Source organism: Flavobacterium magnesitis (assembly GCF_041729735.1).
Taxonomy (GTDB): domain Bacteria; phylum Bacteroidota; class Bacteroidia; order Flavobacteriales; family Flavobacteriaceae; genus Flavobacterium; species Flavobacterium magnesitis.
Map to the genome: position 1 here is coordinate 103,376 of NZ_JBCFQK010000010.1, position 25,497 is coordinate 128,872.

The 25,497-nt window shown below is 33.1% G+C and carries 15 protein-coding genes; 8 read left to right on the forward strand and 7 right to left on the reverse strand.

Features of this window, described 5'->3' with window-relative positions; translation table 11 throughout:
- Nucleotides 1-163 precede the first annotated feature (163 nt).
- From AAGV33_RS08690 to AAGV33_RS08715, 6 genes are all read left to right on the forward strand, one after another.
- Entirely contained in the window at nucleotides 164-3,157 is a 2,994-nt protein-coding gene (locus AAGV33_RS08690; RefSeq protein ID WP_373391580.1) for a SusC/RagA family TonB-linked outer membrane protein, read from the forward strand.
- Nucleotides 3,158-3,161: 4 nt separating this feature from the next.
- Nucleotides 3,162-4,625, forward strand: a complete 1,464-nt coding sequence (locus tag AAGV33_RS08695) for a RagB/SusD family nutrient uptake outer membrane protein (RefSeq protein WP_373391581.1) — start codon at nucleotides 3,162-3,164, stop codon at nucleotides 4,623-4,625.
- A gap of 70 nt (nucleotides 4,626-4,695) precedes the next feature.
- Nucleotides 4,696-6,069 carry a glucoamylase family protein gene (locus AAGV33_RS08700; RefSeq protein WP_373391582.1) on the forward strand — a complete coding sequence of 458 codons (1,374 nt, stop codon included), beginning with the start codon at nucleotides 4,696-4,698 and terminating at the stop codon, nucleotides 6,067-6,069.
- 5 nt (nucleotides 6,070-6,074) lie between these two features.
- The gene (locus tag AAGV33_RS08705; protein ID WP_373391583.1) at nucleotides 6,075-6,776 is read left to right on the forward strand and encodes a carboxylesterase family protein; all 702 of its coding nucleotides are present in this window, start codon (nucleotides 6,075-6,077) and stop codon (nucleotides 6,774-6,776) included.
- Between the two features lies 1 nt (nucleotide 6,777).
- Nucleotides 6,778-9,078 (forward strand): beta-glucosidase BglX, encoded by a 2,301-nt coding sequence (gene bglX / locus AAGV33_RS08710; protein WP_373391584.1) that lies wholly within the window; start codon nucleotides 6,778-6,780, stop codon nucleotides 9,076-9,078.
- Between the two features lie 154 nt (nucleotides 9,079-9,232).
- Nucleotides 9,233-11,149 carry a discoidin domain-containing protein gene (locus AAGV33_RS08715; protein WP_373391585.1) on the forward strand — a complete coding sequence of 639 codons (1,917 nt, stop codon included), beginning with the start codon at nucleotides 9,233-9,235 and terminating at the stop codon, nucleotides 11,147-11,149.
- Nucleotides 11,150-11,212: 63 nt separating this feature from the next.
- Here AAGV33_RS08715 and AAGV33_RS08720 read toward each other — a convergent pair whose 3' ends face one another.
- From AAGV33_RS08720 to rpsA, 4 genes are all read right to left on the reverse strand, one after another.
- A complete protein-coding gene (locus AAGV33_RS08720; RefSeq protein ID WP_373391586.1) occupies nucleotides 11,213-13,369 on the reverse strand; it encodes an OmpA family protein in 2,157 nt (718 codons plus the stop codon).
- 10 nt (nucleotides 13,370-13,379) lie between these two features.
- Nucleotides 13,380-14,315 carry a PorP/SprF family type IX secretion system membrane protein gene (locus tag AAGV33_RS08725; protein WP_373391587.1) on the reverse strand — a complete coding sequence of 312 codons (936 nt, stop codon included), beginning with the start codon at nucleotides 14,313-14,315 and terminating at the stop codon, nucleotides 13,380-13,382.
- Nucleotides 14,316-14,347: 32 nt separating this feature from the next.
- Nucleotides 14,348-16,993 carry a T9SS type B sorting domain-containing protein gene (locus tag AAGV33_RS08730; protein WP_373391588.1) on the reverse strand — a complete coding sequence of 882 codons (2,646 nt, stop codon included), beginning with the start codon at nucleotides 16,991-16,993 and terminating at the stop codon, nucleotides 14,348-14,350.
- 146 nt (nucleotides 16,994-17,139) lie between these two features.
- A complete protein-coding gene (gene rpsA / locus AAGV33_RS08735) occupies nucleotides 17,140-18,915 on the reverse strand; it encodes a 30S ribosomal protein S1 (RefSeq protein ID WP_373391589.1) in 1,776 nt (591 codons plus the stop codon).
- Nucleotides 18,916-19,408: 493 nt separating this feature from the next.
- Here rpsA and AAGV33_RS08740 point away from each other — a divergent pair, with 493 nt between their 5' ends.
- A complete protein-coding gene (locus AAGV33_RS08740) occupies nucleotides 19,409-21,529 on the forward strand; it encodes a winged helix-turn-helix domain-containing protein (protein WP_373391590.1) in 2,121 nt (706 codons plus the stop codon).
- A 13-nt stretch (nucleotides 21,530-21,542) separates the two neighbouring features.
- Nucleotides 21,543-22,190, forward strand: a complete 648-nt coding sequence (locus tag AAGV33_RS08745) for a hypothetical protein (protein ID WP_373391591.1) — start codon at nucleotides 21,543-21,545, stop codon at nucleotides 22,188-22,190.
- Between the two features lie 137 nt (nucleotides 22,191-22,327).
- Here AAGV33_RS08745 and AAGV33_RS08750 read toward each other — a convergent pair whose 3' ends face one another.
- The 3 genes from AAGV33_RS08750 to cmk form a co-directional block, all read right to left on the reverse strand.
- On the reverse strand, nucleotides 22,328-22,717 hold the full coding sequence (locus AAGV33_RS08750; RefSeq protein WP_373391592.1) for a GreA/GreB family elongation factor: 390 nt from the start codon (nucleotides 22,715-22,717) through the stop codon (nucleotides 22,328-22,330).
- Between the two features lie 402 nt (nucleotides 22,718-23,119).
- Complete coding sequence (locus AAGV33_RS08755; protein WP_373391593.1) at nucleotides 23,120-24,499, reverse strand: nucleoside permease; 1,380 nt, start codon at nucleotides 24,497-24,499, stop codon at nucleotides 23,120-23,122.
- Between the two features lie 199 nt (nucleotides 24,500-24,698).
- Nucleotides 24,699-25,394, reverse strand: a complete 696-nt coding sequence (cmk, locus tag AAGV33_RS08760; RefSeq protein ID WP_373391594.1) for a (d)CMP kinase — start codon at nucleotides 25,392-25,394, stop codon at nucleotides 24,699-24,701.
- Between the last annotated feature and the right edge of the window lie 103 nt (nucleotides 25,395-25,497).

Below are 25,497 nucleotides of genomic sequence, written 5' to 3' on the forward strand. Positions count from 1 at the left end.
ACGATATGTTAAAGCTATTTTAACTACACAATAACTAACTGTTATTCAACAAAATAACTCGTATTTTTTTAATTTTGATGTACTTATGTAGTAGCCCTACATGATGCACTACAACGTTGTAATTGCTTAATTTGGCTCTACTAACTCAAACGATCAAAAACTTATGAGAAATTTTATTTTTAGCTTTTTAGCACTATTGCTTCTACCCGCTTATATGTCGGGCCAAGCAATCAAAGGAAAAGTAGTAGATGGTAGTGGATTGGGAGTTCCCGGAGCCATTATTATTGCTGAAGAAACCAAAACAACTGTTGATACTGATTTTGATGGAAATTTTACGATTGATGCCAAAATTGGTGAAATATTAAGAATTTCAATGTTAGGTTTTGAGGCTGTTACTATACCAGCTTCTTCGGAACTAATGAATGTAATTTTAAAAGAATCTGAAGATACTAATCTGAAAGAAGTAGTAGTCATTGGTTATGGAACCAGAAGGGTAATTGATAATACTTCGTCCGTAAGTTCAATTAAATCTGAGGAAATTACAAAAATGAAAGTAGCGAATGCTTCTCAAGCCATACAAGGTAAAGCTGCAGGTGTTCAGGTTACTTCGTCAAATACCCCTGGCGGTACACCTTCAGTAGTTATTAGAGGAGTAGGCACCGCATTAGGAGGTAGAAATCCTTTGTATGTTGTTGATGGTATGCCAACAGAAAACATCAACAATATTAATACAAATGATATTACTTCTTATGAAGTTTTAAAAGATGCTTCGGCGCTTGCTATCTATGGTACCAGAGGAGCAAATGGAGTTATCATGATTACGACTAAGACAGGAAAAGGAAAACTTACAGTAGACTTTGATAGTTACATGGGTTTCAAAAGCGCATTGAAAAAAGTTGATATGGCTAATAGCGAAGAATTTGCCCGCTATAGCAATTCCGCTTTCAACGATCCAAATAGATTTTCATTAAATCAGCCAACTAATACAAATTGGTATGATGAAATTACAAGAACAGGTACATATTCAGAAACCAATGTTTCGATTTCCGGATCAACAGAAAGTGTTAAATACTTTTTAAGTGCTGGAAATTACGAAGAAAAAGGGATCCTCAATGGAACTAATTATGGACGTACCACAATTAGAAACAATAATGAATATAAAATTTCTGACAAATTAAAAGTAAGTCAAAATTTTAGTATCACTTCTATAAAAAATACTCCTCAACCTATGTCTGCATTTACTACAGCATACAGACAATCTCCAATGGTGCCAGTGCGCTATCCTGATGGAAAATATGGAGTTCCATTTGTAAATAATGGAATAGTAGCTGAAAGCGGTTCTCAATTTAACTCAGTAGGAAATCCTGTAACAGCTTTAGATTATAATAATGAAAAACAGCAAACTGTTATTTTACAGGGTGGTTTAAAATTAGATTATGATATCTTAAATTCATTAAAGTTTACCTCACAATTTAATGGAGAATTCTATACCTACAAACAGTATAATTATGTTGATAATTTTGCTCTTTGGCTAGCAGCAGATCCAACAAGAATTGAGTCAGATTATGACACAAATAGTTTGAATATAAATACTTTAACCAGAAACAGAGAGCAATACTTCAATTGGAATCTATCTAATTATTTCACTTACAATAAAGTTTTTAACGAAATACATAATGTAGAAGTTACAGCAGGTATTGAAACAAACGTAATTGGTATTAAAGAAAAACTAACAGTAACCAGAAAAAATGTTGAGGCTAATTCTAATTATTGGGCATTAGATAATGTTCCGTATGCTGCAGATGTAGTAGGATATAATGATGTAGCATTAAATCAGTCAAAATTATCGTCCTATTTTGGTCGTTTTCAATACAAATTGATGGATAAATATTTGTTTACTGGTACGGTAAGACGTGACGGATCTTCACAATTTTCAGAAAATAATCGTTGGGGAACTTTTCCATCTTTTGGTGTTGGTTGGATAGTGTCTAGAGAAAGTTTTTTAAGTAATGTAGAGGCGCTTAATTTATTAAAAATAAGAGGTTCCTGGGGACGTTTAGGAAATCAAAAAGTACCGCTTAATAATCAAACCTTTACTTCAGGTTTAAATTATGGATCAGGTTCTGGAACAACAATTGATTCAACGGTCGATCCAAATTTATCATGGGAGATTGTTGAAGAACTTTCCGGAGGTTTTGATTTTGAAATACTGGATAACAGATTAAAAGGATCTTTTGATTTGTATGATAAAAATACAACAAATGCTATTTTGTATGTTTTACCATTGTCTACTTCAGGTATTACTCAAAGAACGCCTTCACATGTTGGAGAAGTATCTAACAAAGGATATGAAATTGCATTACGTTGGGATGATAAAATAAACGATAACTTAAGTTATTGGGTAGGTGGTAATTTCTCGCATAATAAAAATAAATTAGCAAGTTTAACAAATCAAGGAATTGCACCAATTGTTGGTGGATCACTCGGAAATGGTCAAAATACTAAATTGCTTGACAGAACTTCTGTTGGACAACCGATAGGTAGTTTTTATATGTATGAATATGCAGGAATTGATCCAACAAACGGTCAGATGTTGTATTACACAGCAAATGGTGACAGGGTTGCTCAAGGGGCATTAAATGAGGTCAATGACAAAAAATATGTTGGTTCAGTATTACCAACTACCAACTACGGTGTTACTTTAGGGATGAACTATAAAAACATAGATTTTTCTGTTGATGGCTATGGAATAGGAGGAGCAAAAGTCTATAACGGTAAAAAAGCGCAGCGTTTTTCAGGAGAAAATGTAGAAGCTTCTTTAGCTAATAATTTTTGGACTCCAACAAACACTACGGCTTCAAATCCGGCTCCGTTTAACCAGGTTCCGGTTGCTTCAACATATTACTTAGAATCAGCTGACTTCTTTAGAATTAATAACATCACTTTGGGATATAAACTTCCTTTAAATGATACAGGTTTTATTAATTTCTGCAGAATTTACGTAAATGCTATTAACCCATTTATCTCTCAAAAATTCTCAGGATTTTCACCAGAAGCGTTAGGAGATGGCGAATTAGTAACAGGTACTCAGGGTATCGAGCTGGATGCTTACCCTTCATTGAGATCATTTGTTATTGGAGCTAATTTAAAATTTTAATATTATGAAAAGAATATATATATCAATGTTTGTCCTTGCCGGAATATTATTTTCAGGGTGTTCAGATGATTTTTTAGATGTTGATCAAACGGATAAAATTCCAGTTGATCCGGAATATGTTAATACGGATGCCAAGGCTAATGAATTAGTTACAGCAATATACAATCAATTTTTATCGTGGGATATGTCCTCTTTTGCATGGAATGCTGTTACGAGTATAATTTCAGATGATGCCGATAAAGGTTCTGATCCTGGAGATACTGGAACAGACAAAGATGTCATAGATGCCTTAACTTACAATGCTTCAACTCCATCATTCGAAGGTATCTGGAAAGCTAATTATGCTGGCATCAATAGAGCTAACCAAGCATTAAATTTATTGCCACAACTGGATAAAGTTACTCCGGCATTGCAAACCAGATTAATAGGAGAAGCAAAGTTTATGAGAGCTTTTATGTATTTTACATTAGTTAGAGGGTATGGAGGCGTTCCTATCGTAGATCATTTACCTGTAGAAGGCTCAGAGGAGGACAGGATTATGCAGTTAACGCGTAAAACACCAGCAGAAGTATACGCTTTTATAGAAAAGGATTTAACAGAGGCAGGAGAAGCTTTATCAGATAAATCTTCTTATACAGATAATGATAAGCAAAGAGTTTCTAAAGGTTCGGCTTACGCTTTATTGGCAAAGGTCAGTTTGTATCAAAAAAATTGGCAAAAAGTGATTGACAACTGTGATAAAGTAACTGGTTATTCTTTAGTATCAGATTATGCATCAATGTTTAAAAAAGAAGGAGAATTTGGTTCTGAATCTATTTTTGAAATCAATGGTGTAGGTTCATCAACATCTGATCAAAAACTCGGAATTGGTAATTATACTGCTTCTCAGGCACCACGTGGGGCTGGTGGCTGGGGCTGGGGTTTCAATATACCCTCACAAAGTTTGGCAGATGCTTATGAAGCTGGAGATGTCAGAAAAAATGCTACGATTATCTTTAGAGGTTCAACTTTATACGATGGCAGAGTTGTAGCTTCAACTGTAACGAATCCAATGTATAATTATAAGGCTTATTCATCAGATTTTTATAATCAGGAATTTACAGATACAAATCTTAGATATTTAAGATATGCAGAAGTACTATTAATGAAGGCAGAAGCTTTAAATGAATTAGGACAAACTGGAGCAGCTATCCCCCTATTGAATCAGGTTAGACATAGAGCAAACCTGGGCGATACTCCTGCTGTCTCTCAGACAGATGTCAGAACTGCTATCTGGAAAGAAAGAAGGGTGGAATTAGCCTTTGAGCATGACAGATGGTTTGATATTGTAAGAACAGGTCAGGCTCCTGCTGCAATGGCGGCAGATGGAAAAACATTTATTGTTGGAAAACATGAGTTATGGCCTCTTCCTACCTTTTTTATTAGAGAATCAGTTGGTTATTCTTCTCAAAACCCTGGTGGATATTAATTAAACTTTACAATCACTTCCTTCAAAATTGTGGAGGAAGTGATTATTATTCAATACTAAAATTTTTATAATGATTAGGATTATAGTTTTATTTTTAGCTTTTACTTCTTTCAGTTGCGGCTCGAATACAGATAAATCAAAAGAAAATGCAGCGGAAAATACTTCTGGCGTAACATTGACTGATGAACAACTTCTTGATATTGTACAAAAACAAACTTTTAAATATTTCTGGGATTATGCAGAGCCAAATTCTGGCTTAGCACGAGAGCGTTATCATCCAGATGGAATTTATCCGGAAAATGATTCGAATATTGTTACAACAGGAGGTTCTGGTTTCGGACTAATGGCATTGGTTTCAGGAATGTCTCAAGGCTATATTACAAAAGAACAAGGTATAGAAAGACTGAATAAAATTGCAGATTTTTTAGGCAAAGCAGATCGTTTTCACGGTGCTTGGTCACATTGGATCGATGGAAATACAGGAAAAGTAAAACCTTTTGGAACTAAGGATAATGGTGGCGATTTAGTCGAAACTTCATTTTTGGTTGCGGGGATGATTACAGTCCGTGAATACCTGAAAGACGGCTCTGAAAAAGAAAAAGCAGTTGCTCAAAAATATGACGCCCTTTGGAAAGCTGTTGACTGGCAGTGGTATACTAACAATAAAAATGTCCTTTATTGGCATTGGTCGCCAACATATAACTGGCAAATGAATTTCGCTTTAGAAGGATATAATGAGTGTTTAATTACTTATGTATTAGCCGCTTCATCACCAACACATTCAGTTGACGCAAAAGCGTATCACAAAGGATGGGCAAGAAACGGTGATATTGTATCTTCTAATACAAAATACAATCTCCCCTTAATTTTAAAACACAATGGGGCTGAAGAATTTGGAGGACCTCTATTTTGGGCACATTATTCTTATGCTGGTTTAGATCCAAATCAACTGAGTGATAAATATGCTAATTACTTGGATTTGAATGTTAATCAAACAAAAATAAACTATCAGTATTGTGTCGAAAATCCAAATAAATTTGAAGGTTATGGACCAAGTTATTGGGGTTTAACAGCCTCTTATTCCAGAAACCCTGATGGTTCTATAGGATATAATGCGCACATGCCAAGTAATGATCAGGGGGTTATTTCGCCAACAGCAGCTATCAGCTCCATTGTGTATACTCCAAAAGAGTCCATTGCTTTAATGCGAAACCTTTATGAAAATCATAAAAATGAAACTTGGGGAAATGCTGGTTTTTATGATGCAGTTAGTTTGCATAATAAATGGACAGCAAAAAGATATTTGGCAATTGACCAAGGTCCTGAAGTTGTAATGTTAGAAAATTATCGTACAGGCTTATTATGGAAGTTGTTCATGAATGCACCCGAGGTAAAACAAGGCCTATTAAAGTTAGGTTTTCATTCTGAAAAATATAATTTTTAAAAACAATGAAGTATAAAATTATAGTAGTGGCACTTTTATTTTCATTGCATTCCTTTTCACAATCGGATGTCAATGGGAAACTAAAAACCGAGATTGTTGAAAAACACGAGTTAAGCTATGCTTTACACATTCCGGCAAATACCAAAGAAAAAAAGCCTTTGATTATTTTTCTTCATGGATCTGGTGAAAAAGGAACCGATATTGAAAAAGTAAAAGTGCACGGTCCGTTTAAATACTTAAAAATGCATGAATTGGACAGTTATGTTTTGGCACCTCAATGTCCAGAGAATGAATATTGGAATGAAGAAGTATTGTACCGTTTGATTTTAAAAATTCAAAAAGAAAACAATATTGATAGCAACAGAATTTATCTCACGGGTCTTAGTATGGGAGCTTGGGGCGCTTGGAATCTTGCTTTTGCACATCCGGAAACTTTTGCGGCATTAGTACCCATTGCGGGATTTGTAGACAGAGTTCCAATGATTGAGAATTGTAAAATTAAGGACATCCCTACCCGAATTTTTCATGGACTTCTTGATGATGTGGTTCATGTGGATTATTCCATAGCCATTTATAAAAAATTGAAAAGCTGTAATTCGAATGTTCAACTTACGATTTTTGATGATGCAGCTCATGATAGTTGGTCAAAAGTATATGACAACCCAGACATTTATGACTGGATGTTTAAACAAAATAAAAATAAATAAAATGAAAAAGACATTAATTGTAATTCTCTTAGGTTCCGTTTTCTTAGGATATAGCCAAAAGAAGCAAAATAAAAAAGCCGTTAAAATTCAACCAAAAACCGAATTTATAGCCGAGTTATTGTCAAAAATGACTTTGGATGAAAAATTAGGACAATTAAATTTACCAACATCCGGAGATATTACCACTGGTCAATCCACTAGCTCTGATGTGGCAAGAAAAATTGCAGAAGGTAAGGTTGGCGGTTTATTTAATATTAAATCAGTACAAAAAATTAGAGAAGCGCAAAAGATTGCAGTCGAAAAAAGCCGCTTGAAAATTCCGTTGATTTTTGGAATGGATGTTATCCACGGATACGAAACCACCTTCCCTATTCCTTTAGGATTATCTTGTACATGGGATATGAACTTAATAGAAAGAAGTGCTCAAATTGCAGCTCAGGAAGCAAGCGCCGACGGAATCAACTGGACCTTCTCCCCTATGGTCGATATTTCCCGTGACCCACGCTGGGGAAGAGTTTCTGAAGGTTCAGGAGAAGATCCGTATTTAGGAAGCCAAATTGCCAAAGCTATGGTGAATGGATATCAGCAAAATGACCTTTCAAAAAACAATTCAATTTTAGCCTGTGTTAAACACTTTGCATTATACGGCGCTCCCGAAGGTGGACGTGATTACAACACGGTTGACATGAGCCATATCCGAATGTTTAATGATTATTTTCCTCCATACAAAGCAGCAGTTGACGCTGGTGTTGGCTCTGTTATGGCTTCTTTCAACGAAGTTGATGGAATTCCAGCCACTGGAAACAAATGGCTAATGACAGATGTTTTAAGAAAACAATGGGGTTTTAAAGGTTTTGTGGTTACCGATTTTACAGGAATTCCTGAAATGATAGCACACGGAATGGGTGATCTTCAAACAGTTTCGGCAATGTCATTAAATGCCGGAGTTGAAATGGATATGGTAGGAGATGGTTTCTTGAGTACTTTGAAAAAATCATTAGACGAGAAAAAAGTAACAATCGAAGCAATTGATAATGCCGTTAAATTGATTTTGGAAGCAAAATATGACTTAGGATTATTCCACGATCCGTATAAATATTGTGATGATAAAAGAGCTAAAACAGAAATTTTTACAGCAGATAGCAGAAAAGAAGCACGCCAGATCGCAGCACAATCATTGGTTTTATTAAAAAATCAAAATCAAGCATTGCCACTTAAAAAATCAGGAACTATTGCACTTATCGGACCATTGGCGGATGCCAAAGAAAACATGCCGGGAACCTGGAGTGTAGCAACAAAAATGGAAAATGCAATTTCACTTTTGGCTGGGATTAAAGAAGTAGCAGGAAATTCCACGAAAGTTTTATATGCTAAAGGAAGTAATTTAGATTATGATGAAACTTTTGAAACCAATGCAACCATGTTTGGTAAAACGCTTCACCGTGATCCCCGTTCTAAAGAAGAATTATTAGCAGAAGCGTTAAAAGTGGCTGAACAATCTGATGTAATTGTTGCGGCATTGGGGGAATCTGCTGAAATGAGTGGGGAATCTAGCAGCCGTACAAACTTAGAAATTCCACAAGCACAGAAAGATTTATTGAATGCATTATTAAAAACTGGAAAACCAGTAGTTTTAGTTTTATTTGACGGACGTCCGTTAGTTATAAATGACGAAAATGCTACTGTTTCAGCTATTTTAAATGTTTGGTTTGCCGGTAGTGAAGCTGGTTATGCTATTGCCGATGTGCTATTTGGAGATGTAAATCCTTCTGGAAAATTAACAACAACTTTTCCAAGAAGCGTAGGTCAGATTCCAATTTATTATGCACACAAAAACACAGGAAGACCACTTTCTAATACAGAAGGAAAATTCGAAAAATTCAGATCCAATTATATCGATGAAAGAAACGAACCTTTATTCCCATTTGGTTTTGGTTTAAGTTATACCACTTTTGAATATTCAAACCTGAAAATTTCTTCTGATAAAATGAATTTCAGCGACAAATTAAAAGTAACTGTTGATGTAAGCAATACAGGAAATTTTGACGGAAAAGAAACGGTTCAATTATACATTCGAGATTTAGTTGGCTCTGTAACAAGACCAGTTAAAGAATTGAAAGGTTTCCAAAAAATAACACTTAAAAAAGGCGAAAAGCAAACGGTGACTTTTGAGATCACAGTTGAAAATTTAAAATTTTACAACTCTGATTTACAATCCGTAGCAGAACCTGGACAGTTTGATATTTTCGTAGGAGGAAGTTCAACTGCCGACAAGAAAGTTAGTTTTGAATTAACTAAATAATTTGGTTGGTTAATTAGTAATTGCCCTTCGTATTGGTTAACGAAGGGCTTTTTTTAATGACAAAGTTTTGATTTTTTTGCACACAAAGTTTGTCATTCCGTAGGAATCTCAAGATTACGATTTAGTTCTCTAAAAAAAATTATAAAAGATAAAAATGAAAAAAACATATTCAATTCTGCTTTTACTGTTATTGATTGGTTTTAATTTCAAGACATCAGCACAGAATGAACATGGAAAAACAGAATGGTTCGACCCAAATAAACCCGCAACTACTTATTGTAACCCAATCAATATTGGCTACAATTATACAACTGAAAATCACAATGGTATTCTAGAATCCCGTCGTTCAAGTGCCGATCCTGTTATCATTACTTTTAAAGGGGAATATTATTTATTTGCGACTAATCAGGCTGGTTTTTTCTGGAGTAAGGACATGTCTGATTGGAAATTTGTATACGGTAGTTTTCAAAGACGACCAGCAGATGATGACCAATGCGCACCAGCTGCCTGGGTAGTAAATGACACCTTATTTTATGTAGGTTCCACCTGGAAAAGAGATCATCCAATATGGAAAACAGCTGATCCAAAATCAGGAAGATGGTTACGACACGTTGATATAGCCCTATTACCAACATGGGATCCGGCCATTTTTCAGGATGATGATAAAAAAGTGTATGTGTACTACGGTTCAAGCGGAAAATTACCTCTTGTAGGTGTCGAAGTAGATTATAAAACATGGCTTCCAAAAGGAAATCAGGCTGATTATGCTAAATTATATAAAGCGACAGAAGTTGAAGATATTCAAAGACCTTATGGGGAAATAAAGGAAGTGGTTGGTTTAGATCCTGCTTCTCATGGATGGGAACGTTTTGGGGCCAACAATGATATGGAACCTGCACCTTGGGGTAACTTTATTGAGGGAGCATGGATGACCAAACACAATGGTAAATATTACATGCAATACGGAGCTCCTGCAACGGAATTTAAAGGCTATGCAAACGGAGTTCATGTAGGTGATCATCCGTTAGGCCCTTTCACTTACCAAAAGCACAATCCGATGTCCTATAAACCAGGCGGATTTGTAATTGGAGCGGGTCACGGAAACACTTTTGCCGATAATTACGGAAATTATTGGAATACTGGAACTTGTAAAATATCCATAAAAGATCGTTTTGAGCGTCGTATCGATATGTTTCCAGCAGGATTTGATGAGGATGGTATCATGTATTCTAACACATCTTATGGCGATTTTCCAATCGTACTTCCAACACAAAAACGGAATCATGAAAAAGGAGCTTCCTCTGGCTGGATGTTACTTTCATACAAAAAGCCGGTTACTGTTTCTTCTTCAGAAGATTGTATGGAAGTTCAAACGCATCGGGTAGACAATGGCGGCAAAAAAGTCTATGAAAAATTTTGTTATGGTGCAGAAAACTTAACAGATGAAAATATTCAAACCTATTGGTCAGCAAAAACAAGAAATCCAGGTGAATGGCTTCAGATAGATTTAGGAAGAAAAATGGAAATTAACGCTTTACAAATTAATTATGCAGATCATAAAGCCACTCAGTACAACAAAGCGATGGATATTTATTATCAGTATAAAATTTTCATGTCTGATGATGCTCAAAACTGGACATTGGTAATTGACAAATCGAAAAATGATAAAGATGTTCCTCATGATTATGTGGAATTAACAAAATCAATTGAAGCTCGTTACATCAAAATGGAGAATATCCATAATGCTTCAGGTTTGTTTGCCGTTTCGGATTTCAGGGTTTTTGGTAACGGATTGATGGAGAAACCAAAACCAGTTTCTGGATTTAAAGTAAACAAAAATACATCAGATACCAGAAATGTTATGATTGTATGGAAAAAACAAGCTGACGCAATTGGTTACACTATTTATTATGGGATTTCGCCTGATAAATTATACAACAGCATTATGGTTTATGAAGATAGTACTTATGATTTTAGAGGTTTAGATAAAGGAACAAAGTATTATTTCACCATTGAAGCTTTTAATGAAAATGGAATTAGTGCGAAAAATAAAATTATCGAAGTAAAATAAAATAGTTTTCATAGAAACAAAAAAAGTGAGATTCATAGAACCTCACTTTAGTATAAATAGTCTTTACAAATTCTTAATCACAAATTCACTTCTTCGGTTTAATTCATGTTGTTCTTCGCTACAAGATTCAATAGGTACACATTTTATGATTTGAACTTTTTCACCATAACCTTTAGCTAAAATTCGTTTCGATGGAATTCCTTGATTAATGAAGTACTCTCTGGTCGAATTGGCTCTTTTTGCAGAAAGATCTAAATTGTACTTATCATTTCCACGGCTATCCGTATGCGAACCTATTTCAACCACCATATCCGGGTATTTTTTCATCAATTCAATTACTCGATTCAAAATAGGTTTTGATTCTTTTCGAATATACCATAAATCATAATCAAAGTAAATAGGATCCGTTTTAATCAACAACCTTTCTTTGTCTTTTACGATATCTTTTTCAGTAGCAACAATTGCTTCAATTTTTTCTTTTTTCTTGATTTCGGCTTCTACAATCGCTTTTTTAGCTGCAATTTCTTTTTCAATTTTAGCTTTTTCAGCAATAATTGCAGCTTCTTTTTTCTTTAACGCTACAGCTGCTAATGCGTCTTTTTTCTTTTGCAGCTCAATAACTGCTGCTTCCTTTTTCTTTTGTTGCTGAATAGCTATTTCTTCTTTTTTGATACTTTCAGCGGATTTTAAAGCCATAGAAGCATCATTTATTTTCTTTCTATCCTTATTGGTTTTTAAGAACTTTGAAGCATTGGTATACTCTTCTTTTGAAGCATGAACGGCATAACTTTTTTCGCAATCAACCGAAAAAGAAAAACTTCCATCAGCAGTGGTTACAGCAGTTTCTATTTCTTTTTTATTCGCATCTTGCAAACTTACTTTCGTATTTTCCAAAGGAAGTTTAGTATCAACATCAGTAATAATTCCTGAAATATACTGCATGCAATTTTCAACAACTAAAGGCTGAATTTCACTCACTTCATATATGTCATCACTTCCTTTTCCTCCTTTTCTATTTGAAGCAAAATAACCGTGTTTGCTATCTGAATCTATTATAAAAGAAAAATCGTCATATCCTGAATTTACTGGTAAACCAACATTCATTGGCGTAGAAAACTCATTGTTTTTGATTTCAGAAACAAAAACATCCAAAAAGCCATAACCTGCATGACCATTAGAAGAAAAATACAGCTTATTATCTTTTGAAATAAACGGAAATTGTTCTTTTTTATCAGTATTAATTGTTGTTCCAAGATTTTTTGGCGTACCATAATCAGAACCTAAAATAGCCACACTGTAAATATCAAAAGAACCTAATGAACCTGGCATATCTGAAGCGAAATACAATGTTTTTTCATCATTGCTCAGTGCAGGATGTTCAACAGAATAATTATCGCTATTAAATGGTAAAGCAGTAATGTTTCTCCATTTTCCATCAATTAATTCGGCTTTAAAAATTTGGAGCATTGAGACTTTTTTATCATTTTTAGCTCTCACTCCATTTTTAGAATTGTTTCTGGTAAAATACACTGTCTTTCCATTTTTAGTAAAAACAGCATTCGATTCATGTAATGAAGTGGTTAATTCGATAGCGAATCTTTTAATCGAATCAATTTTAGGATTTTTAAGCGAAACCGACATTAAATCCAAGTAACTTTCGTTATTCCATTTGTACATTTTTTCAAAAGTAAATGGCTTTCTTATTACTGCCGAAAAGACCAATTTATCTTTATAGGGTATTGCTCCAAATTCTGAATTTGGCGTATTAATTACCATATTTTTAATATCATATCGATTGCCTAAAGCCGAGATATTTTCTAAAACCCGATTGGCTTTTTCAAAATTTTCTATGGCTTTTTGATTATTGGTACTCACAAAATAATCAAGCATCACTTTATTCGATTCCTCATAATTTCCTGCAGCTTTTAAAGTTTGCGAATATCTGAAAAAATCTTCGGCAGTAGCAGCTTCTGGAAATTTAGAAATTAAAAAACGATACTGTCTTTGTGCATTAGCGTAATCATTAGTATAATAATAAGAATCGGCTAGGTTTTTTACTACTTCAAAAGAACGGTTTTCGTTTAAAATAGTCTCATACACAGGAATGGCTTCACTGTAATAGGTTCTTTCAAATAAGCGTTTGGCTCTTTGTAAATCTTGCGTTTGCGCTTGCGTAAATTGTATTGTAAGTACAATTAAAATGAGGTATATTCTTTTCATCGCTATCATATTAAAAGAATCTTGGTGATTTATCATATCCTTTGCCTAGTAAATCTATATTAAACAATACAAAAACCTCATGTGTACCTGAGTTGAATTGTCCAAAATTAGAAGTCGTGTAATCATAAGCGTAACCTACGTTAATACTTGGCGAAACTTTAATACTCATTAAAGCACTTACGGCATCATCCCATCGATAGGCAGCGCCCAGTTCGAATTTTTCATTAAATAATACATTTGCCGAAAGATCTAAGGAAACCGCTGAACCTGGAACAATTTTAGACATAAATGCAGGCTTTAACTTAAAGGTATCTGATAAGTCAAAAACATATCCTCCGGTAAAAAACATATGGATTTTCTCAGAACCGAAGGCATTTATACCCGTACTCTCTTCAATATGTTTTGAAGAAAATAAATTAGGAGCCGATAATCCTAAATAATAACGATCGGTAAAATAGTAAGCTCCTACTCCTACATTTGGAAAAATACTATTTACGTTTTCAGCAAATGCCTGATCGGTTGAAGAATCGCCACTTTCGAATTTAAAGCCATTAAAATTAGTTTTAAATGAAGTAAATCCAGCTTTTAACCCCAAAGACAATTTTGCGCTACTGCTCACATCCAGAACATAGGCAAAATCAGCATAGAAGTTGTCTTCCTTTAAAGCTCCATCACCAATGTCATCTGAAATTATGGATAAGCCCATTTCGACTTTTTTACTCAAAGAAGTATGTCCAAAAAAGTTAAATGTTTTAGGAGCACCAATGGCTCCAGCCCATTGCGAACGATACAGAATCCCTAAATCTAACATTGCCTGAGTGCCTGTTGCATAGGCGGGATTGACAATGTTCATATTGTACATATAGTGTGTGTATTCAGGATCTTGCTGTGCAGATACTTTTATTACCAAGAATAAAAAACTGATACTTAATATTATTTTTTTCATTTCGAAGTTTAGTTTAATGTAATGAAAATCAACTATCGGTTTAGGTATAGTCTTCCCTGAACAGGTTTTTTATCTCCTTTATTAAATTGAAGAACATAAAAATAAACTCCGTTTGGCGCTATTCCATCAATTCCCACATTGTAATCTGAATTTCTACCAGTCCATTCTGGTTTATCACGATTTCCTTTGAACATTAAATTTCCGTAGCGGTTGTAAATTTCTAAAGTAAAATCAGGATAGATGAATTCAATTTTTGGAATTCTAAAAACGTCATTTACCTGATCACCATTTGGAGAAAATCCATCTGGAATGAAAAAATCAGGCGTTACATTACAATTAGAAAGCGAAACCGTAACTTCTAAAGCATCCGAATAACAATTAGTAGCAGTTGAGAAATTATAACCATAATAAGTCATTCCTTCAGTCAAAAGTGTGTCTGAAGTTAATTGATTGCCATTTGCAGCAGCATCAAACCAATATAAAATTCCACTTGCAGTTGTTTTATCACTTAAATTTTGAATGGTTGGTTGATCTAATCCGCAAAAGTTTTCACCATCGGTATCTAATGTTGGCGAATCAACCGTATTAATAGTTACGCTAACAGCTGTTCTTCCCGATTCACATCCTGTAGAATTCACTTCTTTTACATAATAGGTTCCTGTAACCAAGAGCGTTGTGGCACTTAAAACCGTAGTACTTGAAGCAGAATCAAACCATTGGTATTGCGAGCCATTTGGCGTTAAACTGGCAATGGTACTTAAATCGTTTTTGCAAAAATTAAAATTATTGCCAACTGGATTAGCAGGAATAGCACTCACAGAAAAGGACTGATTTTTATTCAAATTAATAGCGGTACAACCATCTGAATTATCCAATAAAGTATTCAGTGTGAATGTGGTGTTTCCTGGATTAGTAAGAACTGAAGCTGGAATTACAAAACTCGCATTACCTGAATTCACGGCAAGAGTAACGCTTTGATTCGAAATTACATTTGCAGCTGATAAAGAATAATCTAAAGTAATATTAGTCAAACTTCCTAAGCCCGAAAGCTGAATTGTGGCCTCTTTATTCAAACAGATATTATTGATGCTTAAAACAACTGCAGCAACATTCGGTAAAGGCTTAACCGTAAATACCTTTGACAAAGCTGCTGTATTTGTACAGCCCGTTGTTAAATTGGTAATGTTAGTAATATCCAAATTGGTATTCACACCCACATTTGGAATCAAATTAGCGGGAATTGTAAAAAGCCCCACACCATCAGTGACCGTAAAATCCAGTTGCTGGTTTGTAGCCGTATTATTTCCCGATAAGTTATAAGTGATGCGGTAATTTCCATTAGTCAAATTAGTATCCCCTGAAATTTCTACCTGAGCTGGTAATCCTTTACATATTGGATCAATTTTTACAGTAGCCGAATTGATACGAGGCAAAGGAGAAATAGTTAAAACATCTGAAATAGTGCCTAGAATACTAGTACAAACTCCATAACTATTGGTATAAACAATATTTGTAATAGTAAAAGTATAATTCCCTACCGCCTGCAGATTTGCAGTATCGACATTAAAAGTAAAAGTTCCGTTTATAAAATTTCCATTTACAACATTACTTACGGTAGTAGAACTATTGCTTATGGTATAAGTAACATCGTATTCTCCATCAGGAATGGAGTGTGGTTCTTTTTTTAAAATTGCGGTGTAAGTTGCAGTAGCTATTTCGGTTTCGCAAATATCCGAATTCACTACTAAGGTACTTCCTGTAAAATCTAATGGTTCTTCGATACTAATTTTGACAGTAGTTTTTGATTCTGTACAAATTGGATTTGTTGATAAAACAGTATAAGTAAATTCATAAATTCCAGGACCACGGGTATTATAAATGTTCTGAACATTAATACGGTTATCATTTAAACTCGTTATTTCATTAGTCACAGACTCAATTTCACTCCATCTTCCTCCTGGATCCTGACCTTGTAATCGAGTATTCAAATTCAAATTAGAGTACGCTGCTAAATTATCAGTACTACACAAAATAAAATCATCAGAATTACCTGATATTGGCTTTCTAAAAACAGATACCGAAACCGTAGCCGATTGTGCAGGACAGCTATCTACAGCAGCAATGGTATAAGTGTACGAATAAGTTCCTACACCTAAATCTTTTGGATTAATAGAACTTCCCAATAACGTAGCAGGGTTTCCATTAGCAGTCCAAATTCCATTTTGTTGAGGAGCTAGTTGGGTTCCATCAAAAGCTAAAAATAAATTAAAAGACTCTACATCATTACAAGTAGAAACATTGGGACTGGTAACTCCTGTATAAGGCCCAATATTTACCGTGATAGTTGCTTCGTTATCGACGCAAACAGAAGAATGCTGAACATAGGTGTAACTATAAACACCACTGTTTTGTAATGCTTGAGCATCCAATATTCCATTAAATTCATTTTCTTCCAGCGGTTTTGAATTATCAACCCAAACTCCTCCGGCAGTTGGATTTCCGCCCAAAAGATTAAAAAGGTTAATATTTCTATTGGCTGGATCCTGAATATCACAAATAGTCAGACTTGCATCTTCTCCAGCGCATTGCGAGTAACTATTTGAGGATAAAAAGAATAGAAAAAGAATAGAGCATTTTATAAAATTGTGTTTTATAAAAGAAAGTAGTTTTATTATCATACTGTACTTTTTAGGTTAGATTTTGGGGGTATCATAATGCTAATGTAAGAAATAAATTAGCAATAAAATCAAAAAAAATCAATAGTACTATCAAAAAAAAAAGCCTCACATTACTGTGAGGCTTTTCTATTTAAAGAATCAGAAAATTATTTTTTCTCTGATTTTTCCATTTTAGCTTTCAATGCTGCTAATACATCATTGTTATCTCCTAAAGTTGCAGCTGGTGCATTAGTAGAAGCGTTTGAAGTATTTTCAGTAGCTGCTTTCACATTTTTCTCTTCTTCTTCACGGAAGATAGCTGTGTGAGATGCAACAACTCTTTTGAATTCTTTGTTGAATTCGATTACTTTGAAATCAGCAGATTCACCTTTTTTCAATTTCTTTCCGTCTTCTTTTTCAAGGTGACGAGTAGGAATGAAAGCAACGATATCATCTCCAAATTCTACAGTAGCTCCTTTGTCAACAATTTCAGAAATTTCACCATTGTGGATAGTTCCTACAGCGAAAGAATCTTCGTATTGATCCCAAGGATTAGCAGTAGTTTGTTTGTGACCTAAAGATAATTTACGTCCGTCAACATCTAATTCTAATACAACTACATCTAATTTTTCACCAACATTTACAAATTCAGATGGGTGTTTGATTTTCTTAGTCCAAGATAAGTCAGAGATGTAGATTAATCCATCAATTCCTTCTTCTAATTCTACGAAAATACCAAAGTTTGTAAAGTTTCTAACGATACCTGAATGTTTAGAACCTACAGGGTATTTAGAAGTAATATCAGTCCATGGATCCTGAGTCAATTGTTTGATACCTAATGACATCTTACGATCGTCTCTATCTAAAGTTAAGATAACTGCTTCAACAACATCACCTACTTTTACGAAATCCTGAGCAGAACGTAAATGAGTAGACCATGACATTTCAGAAACGTGGATTAAACCTTCAACACCTTCAGCAACTTCGATAAACGCACCGTAATCAGCGATTACAACTACTTTACCAGAAACTTTATCACCAATAGTTAAGTTAGCATCTAATGCATCCCATGGGTGAGCGTTTAATTGTTTCAATCCTAATTGAATTCTTGTTTTCTCATCATCAAAATCAAGGATTACAACGTTCAATTTTTGGTCTAATTCAAGAACTTCAGATGGGTGGTTGATTCTTGACCAAGAAAGGTCAGTAATGTGGATTAATCCGTCAACACCACCTAAGTCAATAAATACACCGTAAGAAGTAATGTTTTTAACAACACCTTCTAATACTTGTCCTTTTTGTAATTGACCGATGATTTCTTTTTTCTGTACTTCAATATCAGCCTCGATAAGCGCTTTGTGAGATACAACAACATTTTTGAATTCGTGGTTGATTTTTACCACTTTGAATTCCATAGTTTTGTTTACGTAAACATCGTAGTCTCTAATTGGCTTAACGTCAATTTGAGATCCTGGTAAGAACGCTTCAATTCCGAAAACGTCAACGATCATACCACCTTTAGTTCTGCATTTAACGAAACCATTAACGATTTCTCCAGTTTCATTAGCTGCAATAACTCTATCCCAAGATTTAATAGTACGTGCTTTACGGTGAGACAATACTAATTGACCTGTTTTGTCCTCACGGATGTCAATTAATACCTCAACTTTGTCACCTACTTTTAAGTTTGGATTGTAACGGAATTCATTTAAAGAAATAACACCTTCAGATTTAGCATTGATATCAACGATAACGTCTCTATCAGTAATTCTAACTACAACTCCTTCAACTACTTCTTCTTGATCTGTAGAAATGAAAGTTTTTGATACTAATTCTTCGAATTCTAGTAAGTTTTTTTCATCTACTGCATCAATACCTTCTTCAAAGTTGTGCCAGTTAAAATTTGCTAAAAACTCTTCTTGTGATTTAATTTGTTCAGACATGCTGATAAAAAATTTGTATTCTGTATTCTCTCGAGTTTCTTAATGTGATAGAAAACAACAGAAGTTGTTTGTATAATTAGTTGATACCTAAAGGAAACTCTTATTCACCAAAAGGTGCGCAAAATTAATTCTTTTTTATGTAACTACAAAACAAATCCCACTGATAATCACCACTAAACCCAAACTCAACACCATTTATACACTTTTTTTCTTTTTCAGGAGCACAATGAGTTGGTTTTCAAAGCACTTCCCTCCTGCTGTCCGCTCTATCTCTTGTCTCGTCTTTAGAGACGAAACAAGAGGATGCCGCTTCCATCAGGGCTATTTAGTTCGTTTTGTTTCTAGAACAACTTTTGTAAGAATATTTTAATATATTTGAGTAATCAAATACAAAAAAAAAAAAACTTGCGCCCATTGCTTTATTTTTAGAACATAACAGTTCTAATTTATACAACTATATTGGAGTTGGTAGCAAGTCTAAAAAAAACAAAATATGAACACAACAGATAAAGATAATTTTTTCAATGCAGTCGAATCTTTAAAAAAATATAGAAGAGCTGATCTTGTAGATGAAAAGGGAAGAAATTTATTAGAGAAACTTTATACTGATTTACTACCAAGTGAGCATATTTTAAAGAAAAGCTTAAAAGATAATACTACTTATTTAGTTGGAAGAAAAGGAACTGGAAAATCTACCATATTTTTAAGAATTGAACAAGAATTAAGAAAAAATGATTTTTATTTACCTTGTTATATTGATGTAAAAACTGTTTATGAATCTGCTCAAACAGAATATATCAATTTGGATTATCTTACTGAATACTTGGATCCGAAATCATTACAAAAATATTTAATTGAAAGAAGCTTTTTACAGAGTGTCCTTTCAAGACTATTAGTTGAAATAAATTTACGATACGATACATTCTTCCATAACATTTTAGATGCTATTTCTAACACTAAATCAAAAAAAGTGAAAGAAAAAATAGAAGCACTTAAAAATAAAATCGAAGACAATGAAGCTTTAAAAGAAATAGAAATTCCTATAATTAAGAATATTGCATTCAACAAAAAAAACTCCAATTCAACTGCAAAAGAAAAACAATCACAAACAGGTCCAATTGATTTAAAAACAGGAATATCTGAAAAAGGTTTAGATGCTTCTATATCTTTTAACGACAGTTTTTCGAAAAAAGAAGGAATTAATAATACATCTGAGGTTGAAACAAATTTTTCTTCAGTTTATATGCAAATATTTCAAATAAAAACATTCATAGAAGAAGTTAAAGAGGTTTTAAAAGACTTAAATATAAAACATATAGTAATTTTATTAGATGATTTCTCTGAAATTGATGATACAGCAATTGAAACCTTTGTTGACGTTTTGTTAGCCCCATTAAACAATTGGTCCGAAGAGTTCATTAAATTCAAAATAGCTGCTTACCCTAATAGAATTCATTATGGAAAAATCGATCCCGGTAAAATAGATATTATAAACCTTGATTTTTATAATTTATATTCAGAATTCGAAAGAAATAAAATGGAAGAAGGAGCTATTGATTTCACAAAAAGATTAATAGAAAAAAGAATTACCTTTTTCACTGGTAAAAGTTCTAGTGATTATTTCGACACTAGCAGAAATACAATTGAAGAATATTATGAATTAATTTTTCAAACTTCAATGAATGTGCCAAGAATTATAGGTTATATTTTATCATATTGTTATCAAAGTAAAATTATTTATGACAAAAAAATAAATAAAAGCGATATTGAATCAGCTGCACAAAAATATTATGAAGATAAGATTGAACCCTTTTTTCATAAAACAACTTTCTCATTAATGTCTATAAATGAGAAAATTGATATTCTACAATTACGAGAATTACTTTTAAAGTATACTGATAAACTTACAGAAATAAAAAGAAAAATAACAAGTTCTGAATATTCTGGAGAATCATATATCGTAAGTTCACCGTATGCTAGTCATTTTCATTTTATTCCAGAATTAGAAAAATTTCTAAATACATTAGAACTTAATTATTTTATAAGTAAGTATACTGAAATGAGTGATAAAGACGGAAAACTAGTTTCTATTTATTGCATAAATTACGGTTTAGCTGTAAAAAATAATTTAATGTGGGGCAAACCAAAAGGTTCAAAGCATAGAAAGTATTTCATTGAAAGACCCTTTAATTTTAATCCATTAATAAAAGATTTTCTTGCTTCCTCCAAAAGAACACATTGTATTAATCCAGAATGCAATCAGACTTTTACCCAAGACCAAATTCCTTTGTTAGAATTTACAAATTACACTTGTAATAAATGTCATAGCCAAGTCATTTCAGAAAGTATTGCAGAAAATATTCAAAATGAATTAAAACAAATTGAAAATAAAGACTTACTACCTGAAACAGATATAAATATAATTATGGAACTTGCTAGCCAAAACAAACCTTTAATCGCAAGAGAAATTGCTGAAGAATTAGATTTGTCGTCACAATCAATAGGTCAAAAAAACAAAATGCTTGATTTGAAAAAAGGTCTAATAAAAAGAAATAAAGATGTAAATCCTTTTTCTTATGAATTGACTGAATTAGCAAAGAATATGTATAAATAAAACCCATTAAAAAATGAAAAAATCCACCTTACCAATTTTTTCTTTTTTGATTGTATTGTTTTTGCTACTACAATCTTGCAACAACTCAAAAACAAATCATTTGGAAACAAATAAAACAACTCAAAGTTCAAGTAATCCAGAAAAGCAACCATCCACAAATAAAACTACAAACCAAATAGAAGTTTTTGATGCGAACAAAATGCTATTTAATGGAAAATTGGGCAGGTATTTTTCATTGAAAGAATTTGAATTATTTTTTGGAAAAGCGGACAGTACAAAACTAATGAGCGAAGAAGAACCTTGTGCTTATATTTTTGAAAATCCCGATGGAAGCAAAGATTTAGAAGACAAATATTTATACAAAAACGGCTCCCGATTTGAAAACAGCAAAGATAAAGTTGCCATTGATGAATTTCGTTTTACTAAAAAGAACTACCTAAAATACAATAATGTAATTTTAAATTCGCATACTACAATAAAAGACCTTAGAAAATTATTCCCTAATGCGGTCAACGCAATTGACACTTTAGATGTTTATGGAGAAGGTAAATTACAAGTTATTCAATTAAGAGAAGACAAAAACAATATTTCTGACGGACATATTAAAGTTTTTCTAAAAAACGGGAAACTGTATTTTATGCATTGGTGGTTTCCTTGTTAAAACAAATCCACATCCCCAAGATAATTGCAATTAATATATTTCGAAAAATTCGCGATAAAAAATCATTTTAAAAACAGAAAAGTCGCCCGTTTCAATACAGAAACAGACGACTTTTTTAATTTAATATGCAATTTGAATTACACTAATCGCTCAACATTTACAATTTCTAATTCCTTTTGTTCAGCATTAAAATTCCAGTAAATTACATCGCCTATCTTACATCCAACGAGAGCCAAACCAATGGTACTTAAAATAGATTCGGTATTGTTGCGTCTTTTTGCACGATCAGGCGCTACAAGAGTATATATTTCCTCCTGATTTGTAACTTTATTTTTAACTGTAACTTTTGTATCAATTGTTACCACATCTAAAGGCAAATTTTTTCGGGTAACCTGTTTTGCTTTTTTTAATTGATTTTTTAAAACTTCTTCTTCTTCAACAGTTACTTTTTTTCTTCTAATATGATCTTTAATCAAATCATAAATACCTGTTGTTAATATAATTTCTTGTTCTGCAGCTTGAATCATTTTTTGTTTTTTTTTATCAATACTTAAAGCTTCATTGAATAGTACCCAAAATTATTCCTCCCATATACTTTCGAATTGGAAAAGAACAACAATAAATCAGCTTAGTAATGATTGATGAATTATTAATTTATAAAGAAATAGGAAAAACTCCCTGTCTTGGGCAGACAGGGCTTACTTTATAAACTCTTTAGAACATTTTAGGAATGAGTCGTCATGCAAATAGAACAATATAAATAAATGCCCTATTGCAACGGTAATGATTGAATAAAAAAATGAGAAATCCATAGTCTTTTCAATTGAAACAGCAAGCTACAAATTAAAAAGGGAACAACAAATCCTTTTAACAATTTGAAAAGATTTAAAGCATTCACTAGACAAGTAAAAAACTAACTTATTGGCAGACTATTCCAACTTGTAATTTTCAATCACTTTTGGATCGTGTTTATGTTTAAACAAAATGCCAAAAGCCACAGCAATAATTAAAGCATACAAAGCAAATGACAACCATATACTTTGCCAGTCTTTCATAAAAACAACCTGACTTAAAACTCCGTTTGGATCAACTTTTATATGCTGATTTCTAACAAAATCCATCAATAAAGTATTGTAAGATTCGGTTTTTAAAAAAGCAGCTAATTCGGTAGTATTTTTAAAGGATTTAGTAAAAAAACGATCTATTGCCCATCCCGAAGTAAAACTTCCTATGACAGCGCCAAAACCATTCGTCATCATCATAAACATTCCCTGAGCCGAAGCACGGTTTTTAGAATCGGTATTGGTTTCTACAAATAAAGAACCTGAAACATTAAAAAAATCGAATGCCATTCCGTAAACAATACAAGACATTATAATCATCCACAAGCCATCCAGCGGATTGCCAAAAGCAAAAAAAGCAAAACGCAACACCCAGGCCATCATGCTAATTAACATTACTGTTTTTATCCCAAAACGCTTCAGGAAAAACGGAATTGCTAATATAAATAAGGTTTCAGATATTTGAGAAACAGACATTATAATTGTGGAATATTTCACCACAAATGAATCTGCATATTTAGGAAAATGTTTGAATTCATCCAGAAAAATATCGCCGTAGGCATTCGTCAGCTGTAATGTACTTCCCAGAAACATGGAAAAAATAAAAAACAATGCCATTTTATAATCAGCAAATAACTTAAACGCACCCAAACCGAGTATATCAATTGTAGAAGCTTTTTCTTTTATTAGTTTTTGCGGTTTACTTTCTGGTAAAGTAAAAGCATAAATCCCCAGGATAACCGCTGCAATTCCAGCAATATAAAACTGATACGCTGTTGCTTTATTCCCTGTCAGATTAGTTATCCACATTGCTGCAATAAAACCAATAGTTCCATAAACCCGAATAGGAGGAAAATCTTTTACAATATCACTTTTACTAATAAGTAATCCATTATAAGATACTGAATTACACAACGAAATTGTGGGCATATAAAAGCACATTGCCAGTAAAATTACATAGATAAAAGTAGCGGATTCAGTTATTATTGGTAAACAAAATAAAACTCCTGCATACAGCAAATGAAGTATTCCATATAATTTTTCAGCATTTACCCATCGGTCAGCAATAATTCCTGTTAGCGTAGGCATAAACAAAGAAGCTATTCCCATGGTACTAAAGACCAAACCAAATTCTGTTCCATCCCAGTTTTTTGTTCCAAACCAGTAATTCGCAATAGTAATCAACCAGGCTCCCCAAACAAAAAATTGGAGGAAACTCATTAAAGCTAGCCTAAATTTCATACTCATTGGAAGATTTTGTTTATTTAAAAATCCTAGAAATCAAACACTAGTTAGAGCCTGTTTAAATTTATTTATTTTTTTAATAAATTTTCTTTTCCCCGTCCCTAAAGGGTGGAAAATTTCTTAAAAATTCATCAAAATTACACCCTTTAGGGTTTGGGGAAATTAATTTTGATGAATTTTAAACAGGCTCTTATACATAAAATCAACTCTTTTTAAGAATTTCATCCACTAGATTTAAAACCAAATTAAACTGTTCCTCACGATTAAGATTAGAATTATCAATTTCTACTGCATCATCAGCTCTTACTAATGGCGAATTGCTTCTGTGTGTGTCGATATAATCACGTTCTTCCACGTTTTTATAAACTTCTTCAAAAGTTACAGTATCTCCTTTTTGGACTAATTCATCATAACGTCTTTGAGCACGGGTTTGCGCACTTGCAGTCATGAATATTTTAAGTTCGGCATCAGGAAAAACAACGGTTCCTATATCTCTTCCATCCATTACAATACCTTTGTTTTTTCCCATTTCTTGTTGTTGTTCTACTAGTTTCGTTCTAACTTCAGGAATTTCGGCTACTTTGCTGACAAAACTAGAAACTTCAATGGTACGAATTTGCTTCTCCACATTTTCATCATTCAAATACATTTCGGCAAAACCCAAATCAGGATTAAATTGAAATTGAAGACGAATGCTTGGCAAACTATTTATCAATGCTTCTTTATCAAAAGAATCCGTATTAATATATCCATGTTGCATCGAAAAAAAAGCAATAGCACGGTACATAGCACCTGTATCCACATATACGTAACCTAGTTTTTTAGCGAGTTGTTTAGCCAAAGTACTTTTTCCTGTAGAAGAATATCCATCAATTGCAATTGTAATCTTTTTATCCAAAATGAAGTTATTGAAAATTAGTAGTCAAATAAAAAAGCAATAAAAGTACATTTTTTTAAGCTTAACAAGCAAAGATTTTGTGGATATAATACCGTTTAGTAAT

What these genes read in the sequence shown, in the direction of transcription:
- AAGV33_RS08705 (WP_373391583.1), top strand. Translation starts at nt 6,075, where the DNA reads ATGAAGTATAAAATTATAGTAGTGGCACTTTTATTTTCATTGCATTCC.
- AAGV33_RS08725 (WP_373391587.1), bottom strand. Translation starts at nt 14,315, where the DNA reads ATGAAAAAAATAATATTAAGTATCAGTTTTTTATTCTTGGTAATAAAA.
- AAGV33_RS08745 (WP_373391591.1), top strand. Translation starts at nt 21,543, where the DNA reads ATGAAAAAATCCACCTTACCAATTTTTTCTTTTTTGATTGTATTGTTT.
- AAGV33_RS08695 (WP_373391581.1), top strand. Translation starts at nt 3,162, where the DNA reads ATGAAAAGAATATATATATCAATGTTTGTCCTTGCCGGAATATTATTT.
- AAGV33_RS08720 (WP_373391586.1), bottom strand. Translation starts at nt 13,369, where the DNA reads ATGAAAAGAATATACCTCATTTTAATTGTACTTACAATACAATTTACG.
- AAGV33_RS08715 (WP_373391585.1), top strand. Translation starts at nt 9,233, where the DNA reads ATGAAAAAAACATATTCAATTCTGCTTTTACTGTTATTGATTGGTTTT.
- AAGV33_RS08755 (WP_373391593.1), bottom strand. Translation starts at nt 24,499, where the DNA reads ATGAGTATGAAATTTAGGCTAGCTTTAATGAGTTTCCTCCAATTTTTT.
- AAGV33_RS08690 (WP_373391580.1), top strand. Translation starts at nt 164, where the DNA reads ATGAGAAATTTTATTTTTAGCTTTTTAGCACTATTGCTTCTACCCGCT.
- rpsA (WP_373391589.1), bottom strand. Translation starts at nt 18,915, where the DNA reads ATGTCTGAACAAATTAAATCACAAGAAGAGTTTTTAGCAAATTTTAAC.
- AAGV33_RS08730 (WP_373391588.1), bottom strand. Translation starts at nt 16,993, where the DNA reads ATGATAATAAAACTACTTTCTTTTATAAAACACAATTTTATAAAATGC.
- bglX (WP_373391584.1), top strand. Translation starts at nt 6,778, where the DNA reads ATGAAAAAGACATTAATTGTAATTCTCTTAGGTTCCGTTTTCTTAGGA.
- AAGV33_RS08700 (WP_373391582.1), top strand. Translation starts at nt 4,696, where the DNA reads ATGATTAGGATTATAGTTTTATTTTTAGCTTTTACTTCTTTCAGTTGC.
- AAGV33_RS08740 (WP_373391590.1), top strand. Translation starts at nt 19,409, where the DNA reads ATGAACACAACAGATAAAGATAATTTTTTCAATGCAGTCGAATCTTTA.
- AAGV33_RS08750 (WP_373391592.1), bottom strand. Translation starts at nt 22,717, where the DNA reads ATGATTCAAGCTGCAGAACAAGAAATTATATTAACAACAGGTATTTAT.